Origin of the sequence: Streptomyces sp. NPDC002793 (assembly GCF_040295485.1) — a bacterium.
Classification (GTDB): Bacteria; Actinomycetota; Actinomycetes; order Streptomycetales; family Streptomycetaceae; genus Streptomyces.
In genome coordinates, this window is sequence record NZ_JBEOVL010000045.1 from 44,736 (window position 1) to 55,672 (window position 10,937).

General features: G+C 73.1%; 10 protein-coding genes. 5 read left to right on the forward strand and 5 right to left on the reverse strand.

Going from position 1 to position 10,937, the window contains the following annotated elements; all coding sequences use genetic code 11:
* Positions 1-102 precede the first annotated feature (102 nt).
* From ABT001_RS30240 to ABT001_RS30255, 4 genes are all read right to left on the reverse strand, one after another.
* Complete coding sequence (locus ABT001_RS30240; RefSeq protein WP_351284035.1) at positions 103-1,293, reverse strand: hypothetical protein; 1,191 nt, start codon at positions 1,291-1,293, stop codon at positions 103-105.
* 28 nt (positions 1,294-1,321) lie between these two features.
* Complete coding sequence (locus ABT001_RS30245) at positions 1,322-3,097, reverse strand: DUF3492 domain-containing protein (RefSeq protein ID WP_351284059.1); 1,776 nt, start codon at positions 3,095-3,097, stop codon at positions 1,322-1,324.
* 234 nt (positions 3,098-3,331) lie between these two features.
* Positions 3,332-4,648 (reverse strand): DUF3152 domain-containing protein, encoded by a 1,317-nt coding sequence (locus ABT001_RS30250; RefSeq protein ID WP_351284037.1) that lies wholly within the window; start codon positions 4,646-4,648, stop codon positions 3,332-3,334.
* Between the two features lie 8 nt (positions 4,649-4,656).
* A complete protein-coding gene (locus ABT001_RS30255; RefSeq protein WP_351284039.1) occupies positions 4,657-5,622 on the reverse strand; it encodes an alpha/beta fold hydrolase in 966 nt (321 codons plus the stop codon).
* Between the two features lie 111 nt (positions 5,623-5,733).
* Between ABT001_RS30255 and ABT001_RS30260 the strand changes: the two genes are divergently transcribed.
* From ABT001_RS30260 to ABT001_RS30275, 4 genes are all read left to right on the forward strand, one after another.
* The gene (locus ABT001_RS30260) at positions 5,734-5,949 is read left to right on the forward strand and encodes an Rv3202a family protein (RefSeq protein ID WP_351284041.1); all 216 of its coding nucleotides are present in this window, start codon (positions 5,734-5,736) and stop codon (positions 5,947-5,949) included.
* 169 nt (positions 5,950-6,118) lie between these two features.
* Positions 6,119-6,760: a TetR/AcrR family transcriptional regulator gene (locus tag ABT001_RS30265; RefSeq protein ID WP_073744957.1), complete on the forward strand. Its 642-nt coding sequence runs from the start codon at positions 6,119-6,121 to the stop codon at positions 6,758-6,760.
* A gap of 135 nt (positions 6,761-6,895) precedes the next feature.
* Positions 6,896-7,123 carry a DUF3107 domain-containing protein gene (locus ABT001_RS30270; protein WP_351284044.1) on the forward strand — a complete coding sequence of 76 codons (228 nt, stop codon included), beginning with the start codon at positions 6,896-6,898 and terminating at the stop codon, positions 7,121-7,123.
* Positions 7,124-7,331: 208 nt separating this feature from the next.
* Positions 7,332-7,604 (forward strand): hypothetical protein, encoded by a 273-nt coding sequence (locus tag ABT001_RS30275; RefSeq protein ID WP_351284047.1) that lies wholly within the window; start codon positions 7,332-7,334, stop codon positions 7,602-7,604.
* Positions 7,605-7,616: 12 nt separating this feature from the next.
* Here the strand turns inward: ABT001_RS30275 and ABT001_RS30280 are convergent, their stop codons facing one another.
* Complete coding sequence (locus ABT001_RS30280; protein WP_502967548.1) at positions 7,617-8,372, reverse strand: ferritin-like fold-containing protein; 756 nt, start codon at positions 8,370-8,372, stop codon at positions 7,617-7,619.
* 441 nt (positions 8,373-8,813) lie between these two features.
* On the opposite strand from ABT001_RS30280, the gene ABT001_RS30285 reads away from it, so the two are divergent.
* Positions 8,814-10,841 carry a DEAD/DEAH box helicase gene (locus ABT001_RS30285; protein ID WP_351284053.1) on the forward strand — a complete coding sequence of 676 codons (2,028 nt, stop codon included), beginning with the start codon at positions 8,814-8,816 and terminating at the stop codon, positions 10,839-10,841.
* Positions 10,842-10,937: the final 96 nt, after the last annotated feature.

A 10,937-nucleotide genomic window follows, 5' to 3' on the forward strand; every position in this document is an offset into this window, starting at 1 on the left:
TGCTGCCGGTGCGGGGGATTGGGGGGTCATGTCTGGCGTCTCCTTGAGAAGTGGGTGAGGTGCGGAACGCCCGCGGCGTCGGCTCCGCGGGTGGAACAGGGCCTAGGCGTGGGCGGACGCCCGGGTGAGGGTGACCGAGGCGTGGATCAGCAGCCCGCACGCGGCGATGCCGCAGGCGAGGGCCGGCACGCCGCCGGGGCCGGCCGCGACGACGGCGTCGACGGGCCGGGCGAGGGCGCCGAGGCCGGGCAGCCGGCCGGCGAGGACCAGGAAGGGGGCCGCCACTTCGACGGCACAGGCGGCGGCGAGTCCGGTCGCGGCGGGCTCCGGGAAGCCGTGCACGGCGAGCAGACGGGCCAGGAAGAGCAGGGCCCCGAGGGCGGCCGGGCCCACGAGTCCGCCTCCCGCGCCGGGCCGGGCGAGGCCGGCGAGGAACAGCAGCGCGGTCAGCGCGCAGAGGAAGAGCGCGACGACGCCGAAGAGCAGCGGGCGGGCGCCGACGCCGAAGTCCGACAGACCGTGGGCCCCGGCCAGCCGCTGACGGGCCTGTACGGCGAACAGGTGGGCGCACCAGGCCGCGGGCGCCAGGGCCAGGGTCAGGCCCGGCAGCGGCGTGGGCGCGGCGGTCCAGTTGCCGTCGGGGCCGCCGCTGATGACCTGGGCGAGCAGGTCGTCGCCGTACACGCAATACCCGAGGAGCCAGCAGACGTGGAGCGTGACGCCACCGGTGCCGCCGGGGGCACGCAGCGGGCCGCCGCGCAGACTTAGCCGGAGCCCGAGGAACACGAGCAGGGCTCCCGCGACGGTCACCGCGAACCGGGCTCCGCCGCCGAGGACCCCCTCGGTGGCCCTGAGGGTCCCCGCGGTCGCGAGGCAGGCGGCGCCGGGCAGCAGCGCGAGGAGCGTCCAGCCGGCCCCCGTGCCCTTGCCGGGGTCGTGTTCCGGCCCGGGGGCGCGGGAGGTGTGCCCGCCCGGCCCGGGGACGCGGGCGTAGAGCTCCTCCGCGAGCGAGAAGACGTCGCGGTGCCGGTAGCGCGCTGCGGTCCGGTCGGTGAGCCCGTGCGCCTCCAGGCCGGCGGCGATCTCCAGGGGGTCGACGGCACGCTCGCAGAGGTCCCGGTGCCGGTGCATGAGCGCCTTCACCGGATCCGCGGGCCCGCGCCGGGCCTGCGGTCCACGGGCGGGCCGGTGGGCGACCTCGGGCGCCCGGACGGCGGCGCCGACCGCCGCCGGAGCCTCGCCGGCCGTTGGGCCGGGGGCGTCCAGGGGCGGGAGGTCGGTCGGTCTGCCCATCGGGACTCCTCCGTGGCCGTTCATGTCGTCACGCATCTCCGTCCCCCGCCCCGCGTGCGCCCGCGCGCACGCCTTCCGCGCCGATGGCCCAGCTCGGTACGCGGGAGACCGCGCCCGCGGCGACCGGCTCGGGGAGCAGGTCACCCAGCACATGGGCCTCCGGGGGTGTGGCGAAGGGGCGCGGCGGGCCGCCCGTGTCCCGCAGGTCCGCGGGCGTCACCCAACGGGCCGGGGCGTGCCCCGCCAGGTCCAGGTAGATACCGCGGAACGCCGCGAGGTTCTGCTCGACGGTGAAGAGTTCGAGCGCCCTGGCGCGCGCCGCCGCGCCCAGGCGTGCACGGCGCTCCGGGTCGCGCAGGAGCGCGACACAGGCGTCGGCGAGCGCCCGCGGATTGCGCGGAGGCACCACCAGCCCCGTACCGCCGACGACTTCGACCACGGCGCCCACATCCGTCGAGACGGTGGCACGGCCGCAGAACATCGCTTCGACCAGGCTGATCGGAAAGCCTTCGACGAGGCTGGACAGCACCACGACGCCGGCCGCGGCGTACGCTTCCACGAGGTCGGGCACCTCGGGGCCGCCGATCTCCTCGAAGGTGACAGGGTTGTCGCCGACGGCGTGCGCGTCCGTGGCCTCGTCGGGGAAGAGCTGCGCGGCGAGTGCCCGGCAGTGGGCGAGATAGGTGTCACCCTCGCCGCCCCGCACAGGCGCGCCGAAGATCCGCAGCCTGGTGCCGGGTTCGCACCGGCGCACCTCGGCGAAGGCGTGGAGCAGGGCGACCAGGTCCTTGGCGGGTTCGACGCGCCCGATCCACACGAGCGTGAAGGGGCCGCCCCCGTCGTCGCTCTCCCCCACGGCTCCGAACCGCTCGGCCTCCATGCCGGGGTGGACCGTGCGCAGCTTGCTCCGGTCGGCACCGAACCGCTCCTGCCAGCGGCGGACATGGGTGTTTCCGGGAGTGATGAGCGCGGCCTGCCGGTAGACCTCGGAGGCGAGCAACCCGTGGAACGCGGCCAGCAGGGCGCGCACCGGCGCACCGCGCGGGGCTTCGAGGGGCGCGAGGTAGTGGGCCCGCAGCGGTACCCCGTGCTCCGTCACCAGCAGCGGCACGCCGAAGAAGCGTTTGGCCAGCAGCCCCGGCAGGGCCGACGCCCCGCCGGACGCCGCGTGGCAGAGGTCGACCGCGCCGAGGCCGTCCTCGTCGTACCAGTCGACGGAGAGGGGGCGCAGCGCGCGCTCCAACTCGGCGACGAAGGCGAGGTAGTCGGGGACGGTGGCGGCGTGGACGGTCCGCCCGGTGCCTGGGGCACGGCAGGCCGACTCCACGATGCGTACGGTCGTCTCGGAGCGCAGGGCGTGGTGCAGTCCGCCGCGTTCGCGGGCCAGTTCGGCGAGGCCGTACAGGCCGGCCGCGAAGGATTCGGCCGCCGCGCCGCCGGAGTCCGGCCCGATCTCCGTGCCGGCGCACACCGCGCCGACGAGCGCCGTCACGTGCGCCGTGAAGCGACGGCGGTCGCGCCGCCCGTACGAGCGCCCGAGGCCGGTGGCGATTCGGCCCGTCAGCCCCCTGGCCCTGCCCGCGTGCCGGGCGTCCTCCTCGTGCGTCCACATCGGCGCCGTGCGCACCCGTCCGACCCGGTCGGGGAGCCTGACCCAACCCTGCTGTTCCTGGTCGGCGGAGCGGCTGAACGCGAAGAGGTCGAACTCGTGTTGGGGGAGGCCGCGCACCAGGCGGTCGCACCAGAGTCTGGACTCACCGGTCGCATACGGATAGCCACCGTCCGTGAGGAGTCCGATCCGCACGAGCACACCCCCCGATCTCCCTTGTGGTCAGCCGCCGTTGTCCGGCGACTCGCAGCGGGACGACCGTATGCGGACAGACAGGTGGTGCGACGGACGGTTGTCCGTCGCACCACTGAAAGGGGTGAACCGGCGTAACTTTCCCGTCTCAGTCGCGTTCTGTTGCGATAAGCGGGAGTTCAGTGACGCAGGGTCAAGCTGCGGGCGATACCTGCGGAGGACGGCCGTCCGGACGGCTCAGCTCCCCGGATACACCCAGGGGTTGGGGCGGCACTTGATGCCCTCCAGGTCCAGGGTCTTCGTCTGCTGCTGCATCACCGGCGCCAGGGCGCCGGGGGTGCGGCAGTTCACGTGGTTGTGGCCCAGCCGGTGGCCGACCTCGTGGTTGATGAGCATCTGGCGGTAGGCCAGGAGCTTGTCGGGGCCGAAGGTCGAGGCCCCCTGCGCCCAGCGGTAGGCGTTGATCATCACGCGGTCGGTGGCGGCGGAGTCGCAGGAGACGTTGTCCTCGGTGGTGTCCAGGCCCGACTTCTCGCACCAGTCCGCCGTGGTGCCCGGACTCGCCAGTGTGATCACGAAACTGGGCTCTCCGGAGGAGATCCGCTCGAAGGTCATGGCCCCGTTGTGCGCCCAGCTGCGGTCGTCGTTCAGGGTCTTCTGCACCGCTTCGGCGAACAGCCCGGCATCCAGGCCGAGCCCCTTCTCGACATCGATCCTGTACCTGTACTTGGTGCCCTTGCCCGGAGCCTTCGCCAGCCCCGCAACCGCCTCGAACACCCCGGACGCCTTCAGGTCCGCCGCCAGGGGAAAGGCGGTGGCCATCTTCTGCGCGTACGTCAGGGGCTTGGCCTCCTGCCGCTGCACCTCGGGGGCCGGCTGGTCCGCCGTGCCCGAGGAGTCCGGGGCCTCCTGCCGGTCGACACCCCCGGTCCGCGGACCGTCCGCCGTGGTTCCGGGGTCCTGTGCGACCTGGCCGGCCACCACGACCGCGAGGACCGTGGTCACGGCCGCGGCCGCGATGCCCGTGAACGCGCGGCCCTTGCCGCCCTTCGCCGTCCGGACGTCCTCGTCGTCCTCGACGTCATCGGGTCCGCCGGGGCCCCCGGCGGTCCGTGCCGTCTCCACGGGCGGTGCGGGCCGCGCGGGCCGCGAAGGTGCCGTGTCGAACGCCTCCAGGAACTCCTGGCGCGGGCCCGGTATCAGCGTGGAACTGCCGGTCTGCGGACCGGTCGTGCGCCGGTCCGCCGCCTGTTGCGCCGCCTGCTGCCGCGCGAGGGCGGCCTGCCTGGCCAGGAAGACGTCCTGACCGCCCGGCGCCGCCGGGTCCCGCCGGGCTTCGTACTGCGGCTGCGGCGCGGTCCCCCAGCCGCCGCCCGGCTCACGCTGTTCGGGGTGCCCGCCGCGCACCTGTGGAGCGTCGCGGAACGGTCCGTGGCCGTCCCTCGGCGGGGGCGTGGCGGGGTCCCTCCCCCGCCGGCCGGTGCCGCGCTCGGCCCCGGAGGTCCCCGTTTCGCGCCGGGTGGCCTCGGGGCCCTTTCGGCTGTGTCGTCCCACGCCCCGGATCAGCTCCCGCCGCGTTCGTCGAGCAGTTCCCGGAAGGCCTGGGCGACCGCCTCCGGGTACTCCATCATCGCCACGTGCCCGGCGTCGGGCAGTGCCAGCAGGCGCGAGTCACGGAAGGCCGCGGACGCCCTGCGTGCCATCCGGTACGAGACGAGCTGGTCCCGTCCGCCGTACACCAAGAGGGTCGGTGCGAGCACCCGCTCGGCCTGGCGCCACAGCCCGTGCTGTCCTCCCAGCGTGTAGGCATCGACGATGCCCCGTGCCGAGCGCGTCATGGCGTCCCAGAAGTACGGCAGTTCCATGCGGCGCTCCATCTCGGCCACCGCGTGGCGGAAGGCTTCGTCGGAGATCCGTGCCGGATCGCCGTAACAGAGTGCCATGGCGCCACGGGTGCGCTGTTCCGCGGTCCAGTCCCGGGTGAGCCGGGCGAACAGGGAAGCGACGCCCGGGAGTGCGAGCAGGGCGGTCGGCACGGCGGGCCGCTGGACACGGATCTCGGGCAGGGCCGGGGAGATCAGCGTCAGGGTGCGCACCAGATCGGGCCGGACCGCGGCGACCCGGGTGGCAACAGCACCGCCCAAAGAGTTACCGAAAAGGTGAACGGGGCCGCGCCCGCCCGCGTCCAGCAGCCGGATCACCGCCCGGGCGTGTCCGGTGACGGAGTAGTTGCCGTCGTCCGGCGGCGGGGAGTCGCCGAAACCGGGCAGATCGACCGCCTCGCTGTCGAGCGCGTCCGCCAGCAGCGGCATCAGGGCGGACCAGTTCTGGGAGGACCCTCCCAGGCCGTGCACGAACAGGGCGGGGGCGGAGGCGGACGCCTCCGCCGGGCGGGAGCGGACGGTCAGCGAGAGCCCGGGCAGGGCGACGGAGCGCAGCTCCTCCCCCTCCGCGACCCGGACGGCACTGACCGTGGGGGCCACCGCGGCAGCGGCGGCATGGACACCGGGCAGCTCGGTCGAAGACATGGGCCAATGTTACGAGACGATCACGCGGTGGTTCATGTGTTCGCGGTCACAGGCCGCGTAGCGCGCCCGGAGGGTTGCTCCTAGGCTTCGGGGTGAGGGAAGGGAGCCACCATGACGGTCGACCCGAGCGACCCGGAAACCTTCGACGATCCGCAGTCCGACGAACCGGACCCCGAGGCCCCCGAGGCCGACACGGCCGAACAGCGGGCCGCCGTCCGGCCGGAGCGCGACGAGCCTCTCACCGGCATCGACCGCGATGCCGCGAACGAGGCGGATGCGGCGGAGCAGGCCCGCGTGGTCCCCCACGACGAGGACGATTACCGGTAGAACACCCCGCTTTGCGGCATGGGCCTGCGTATCCGTGGCTACCGCAGCCGCCCGGTCCGTGAAATTCTGCGTCCGCGCCGCGCGCACCCGGGTTACCCAAAAGTACGATGGGCCCACGGCGCAGCGTGCACGTACGACTGTGTTCGACCACGAAATTTTGGGAGGCGGCGTGACAGCCATCGAGCAGACAGAGGCGGCGCGCCCACGGGGCACCCGGCTTCCCCGCCGTGCCCGACGCAACCAGCTGCTGGGCGCCGCGCAGGAGGTCTTCGTCGCCCAGGGTTACCACGCGGCGGCGATGGACGACATCGCCGAGCGGGCCGGTGTCAGCAAGCCGGTGCTCTACCAGCACTTCCCCGGCAAGCTGGAGCTCTACCTCGCCCTGCTCGACCAGCACTGCGAGTCACTCCTGCAGGCGGTCCGCACGGCGCTCGCCTCGACCACGGACAACAAGCTGCGCGTCGAGGCGACGATGGACGCCTACTTCGCGTACGTGGAGGACGAGGGCGGCGCCTTCCGCCTGGTCTTCGAGTCCGACCTGACCAACGAGCCGGCGGTCCGCGAGCGGGTCGACCGGGTGTCGTTGCAGTGCGCGGAGGCCATCTCCGACGTCATCGCCGGTGACACGGGCCTGTCCAAGGACGAATCGATGCTGCTCGCCGTCGGCCTCGGCGGCGTCTCCCAGGTCGTGGCGCGTTACTGGCTGTCCAGCCCCTCCGGTATCCCGCGGGACACCGCCGTGCAGTTGCTCACCTCGCTCGCCTGGCGGGGCATCGCGGGATTCCCGCTGCACGGCGTCGATCAGCACTGAGCCCGTGGGCGGCGAGAGCCCCTGTTCGCTGCGGGCGTTGCCGGTCGACCCGTGGTCCGTCCCTTCACCGGGCTAATGTGTGCTGCGTACGGCGCGGTTCACCGCGCAGAGACGGACCGTCGGAGGGACATAGCCGTGGAGGTCAAGATCGGGGTGCAGCACACGCCCCGCGAGATCGTTCTGGAGAGCGGACTTTCCGCCGAAGAGGTCGAGGGCGCGGTCGGCGAGGCGCTCAGCGGCAAGGCGCAGCTGCTCAGCCTCACGGACGACAAGGGCCGCAAGGTCCTGGTGCCGGCCGACAGGATCGCGTACGTGGAGATCGGCGAGCCCAGCACCCGGCGGGTGGGATTCGGCGCGCTGTAGCCCGCGCGACGCGGCAGCAGAGGTGGAGGCCCGGCGGACGATTCCGCCGGGCCTCCACCTTTTCTTCTCCGGTTCTTCTCCGGACCGGCCCAGTGCTCTTCCCTCGGAGGGGTTCACAGGAGCCGAGGAGGGTTGTAGGCCGTGGGCCCCGGGTAGGACCGCCTACGACCGACCGACCGTCGTGCAGATCAAGCGAGGTGACCCCTCTGTGCTCTGGGAATCCATCAGCTCCGTCGTACTCGGTATCGCCCTGTCCTGGGTCGCGCTCCGCTCTCTTCCCAGTCGGCTCCCGACCTCCCGCGTGGTGTTCGTCACGGGCGGGCTGGGTGGCCTGTTCGGCGCGTATCTGACGCATTCGACCGTGGGCTCCGGCCACGTCCTGGCGACGCCCACCGGCGCCGTGCTGGTGGCGGCGGTGACCCTGTCCCTGCTCATCCGCCCGCGCGGCAGCAGGCAGGTGCGGTCGGCGACGGCCCAGTAGGGCGGGGCCCGGTCAGGCGGCGAGGCCGAGGGCGGCCATCCGCTTGGTGTGCGCCTCGGTGATCCGGGAGAACATCCGGCCGACCTCGGCCAGGTCGAAGCCGTCCGCCACGCCGCCCACGAGCATCATGGACAGGGCGTCACGGTCCGCGACCACCCGCTGGGCCTGCGAGAGCGCCTCGCCCATCAGCCTGCGCGCCCACAGGGCGAGCCTGCCGCCGACCCGGGGCTCCGCCTCGATGGCGGCCCGGACCTTCTCGACCGCGAAGTTCCCGTGTCCCGTGTCGTCGAGCACCGAGAGGACGAGGGAGCGGGTGTCCCCGTCTAGGTGGGCGGCGATCTCGCGGTAGAAGTCGCTGGCGATCGAGTCGCCGACGTACGCCTTGACCAGGCCTTCCAGCCAGTCGGACGGGGCCGTCTGGCGGTGGAAGTCGTCCAGCGCCTTGGCGAAGGGCTCCATGGCCTCGGTCGGCTGCTCATCGATGGCCGAGAGCCGGTCGGTCAGCTGCTCGAAATGATGGAATTCGGCGGACGCCATCTTCGCCAGAGCCGCCTTGTCGCCGAGTGTCGGCGCGAGTTTGGCATCCTCGGCGAGCCGCTCGAAAGCCGCGAGTTCCCCGTAGGCGAGCGCGCCGAGCAGATCCACGACCGCGGCGCGGTATTGCGGCTCCGCGGAGGCGGTGGCCCAGTCCTGGGCGGCGATTCCGGTGGGGGCGGGGGCTTCGTCGGATGCTTCAGTGGCGTTGTCAGGCGTCTCCATGGAGCGCAGAATAGCCCGCCCCGCCCGGGGCGGAAGGGCCTGGTCAGCAGGTGACATCACACCGTTCCGATGAATTCGCCCAACACACATGCGCGAATCCGGGGTACAGTGGTATTGCGCTTACTGAGCATTTTGCTGTGCAAGGAGCGCGACCTTGAATGAGGATGCCCGGTCGGTGGCCCGATCGGCTCCGACCCGACAGCCCTCCACGCGAGGCGTACACCACGTACGACCGCAGATGAGGGGCCCCCTCAGCGGCACGAGCGCTCGAGCGACGGCAGTGGTCCCGCGCCACCCGGCCCATCCACGGCCGGATGACCAACCCCGGCACGGTACGACCCCCAGCGTTCGCCTCGGGCCGCGTCTCACAGAAGAGGCAGCACCCTGACTACGTTCCGCGACCTCGGAATCCTTACCGAGACGGCCGAAGCCCTCGAGGCGGTCGGCATCATGTCCCCCTTCCCCATCCAGGAGATGACGCTCCCCGTAGCGCTCTCCGGCTCCGACGTCATCGGCCAGGCGAAGACCGGCACGGGCAAGACGCTCGGCTTCGGTCTTCCGCTGCTGGAGCGTGTGACCGTCCCCGCTGACGTCGAGGCCGGCCGGGCCGCGCCCGAGAAGCTGACGGACGCGCCGCAGGCCCTGATCGTCGTCCCCACCCGTGAGCTGTGCCAGCAGGTCACCAACGACCTGCTGACCGCCGGCAAGGTCCGTAACGTCCGCGTCCTCGCGATCTACGGCGGCCGGGCGTACGAGCCCCAGGTCGAGGCCCTCAAGAAGGGCGTCGACGTGGTCGTCGGCACCCCGGGGCGGCTGCTCGACCTGGCCGGGCAGCGCAAGCTCGACCTCTCGCACATCCGCGTCCTCGTCCTGGACGAGGCCGACGAGATGCTCGACCTGGGCTTCCTGCCCGACGTCGAGCGGATCATCACCATGCTGCCGCCGAAGCGCCAGACGATGCTGTTCTCGGCCACCATGCCCGGTGCCGTCATCAGCCTCGCGCGCCGCTACATGTCGCAGCCGACGCACATCAACGCCACGTCGCCCGACGACGAGGGCACGACCGTCAAGAACACCGCGCAGTACGTCTACCGCGCGCACAACATGGACAAGCCCGAGATGGTCTCCCGCATCCTGCAGGCCGAGGGCCGCGGGCTGGCGATGATCTTCTGCCGTACGAAGCGGACGGCTGCCGACATCGCGGAGCAGCTGGAGAAGCGCGGTTTCGCGTCCGGCGCGGTCCACGGTGACCTGGGCCAGGGAGCACGCGAGCAGGCGCTCCGCGCCTTCCGCAACGGCAAGGTGGACGTCCTCGTCTGCACCGATGTCGCCGCGCGCGGTATCGATGTCGAGGGTGTGACACATGTCATCAACTACCAGTCGCCGGAGGACGAGAAGACGTACCTCCACCGCATCGGCCGTACCGGCCGCGCGGGCGCCAAGGGCATCGCGATCACCCTGGTCGACTGGGACGACATCCCTCGCTGGCAGCTGATCAACAAGGCGCTGGACCTGAAGTTCCCGGACCCGCCGGAGACGTACTCCACGTCCCCGCACCTGTACGAGGAGCTCAACATCCCGGCCGGCACCAAGGGTGTGCTGCCGCGCACCGAGCGGACCCGTGCCGGCCTGCGCGCGGAGGAGGTCGAGGACCTCGGCGAGACGGGTGGCCGCGGCCGCAAGTCCGCCCCCGCCGCCTCGGCGCCGGCCCCCCGTGAGGAGCGCCCGCCGCGCACCCCGCGTCAGCGTCGTCGCACACGGGGCGGCAGCACCCTCGACGAGGGCGCCGTCACCGTGCCGGCCCCCGCGGCCGAGACCCCCGGTGACGACACGACGGAGCCGCGCACCCCGCGCCGCCGCCGCCGTACCCGTGCCACCGTGTCCGAGGCAGTCGCGGCCGAGGCCGCGGTGGCCGTGGCCGAGGCCCCCGTCGTCGAGACCCCGGTGGCCGAGGCTCCGGTCGTCGAGCCCGCGCCCGTCTCCGAGGCCGAGCCGGCCGTGGAGACGAAGCCGCGCCGTCGTCGTGCGCGTGCCACGGCGACGAAGTCCGCCGTCACGGCGGACGTCGCGCCGGCCCCGGTCGCCGAGCCCGTGGTCGACTTCCAGACCGTGGCCGTCGCCGCGCCGGTGGCGGAGCCCGTGGCCACCAAGCCGCGCCGCCGTACCCGGGTCGTGAAGCCGGTGGACGAGGTCGACTTCCAGATCGCTCCGGCCTCCGAGCCGGTGAGTGACAAGCCGCGCCGCCGTCCCCGGGCCGCCGCCAAGCCGAAGACCGAGGCGGTGGCCACCACGGTCGCGGCCGAGGACACCGCCGAGACCAAGCCGCGCCGCCGCCGGCCCCGCGTCACGGCCGCCGAGAAGGCGGAGGCCGTCACGGTCGCCGAGACCGTCACGGACGTCGAGGCAGCCCCCGCGAAGCCGCGCAGGCGCCGTTCCCGCGCGGCGACGGCGGTCGCCGCCGAGACCGCCGAGAGCTGATCCGGCCGCAGTCACCTCCGTACGGCCCCGGGGGCCCCCCGGGCGGGGGGGGGGGCGGGTCGGGGGGCGGGGGGCGGGGCGGACCGCCGGCGAAGC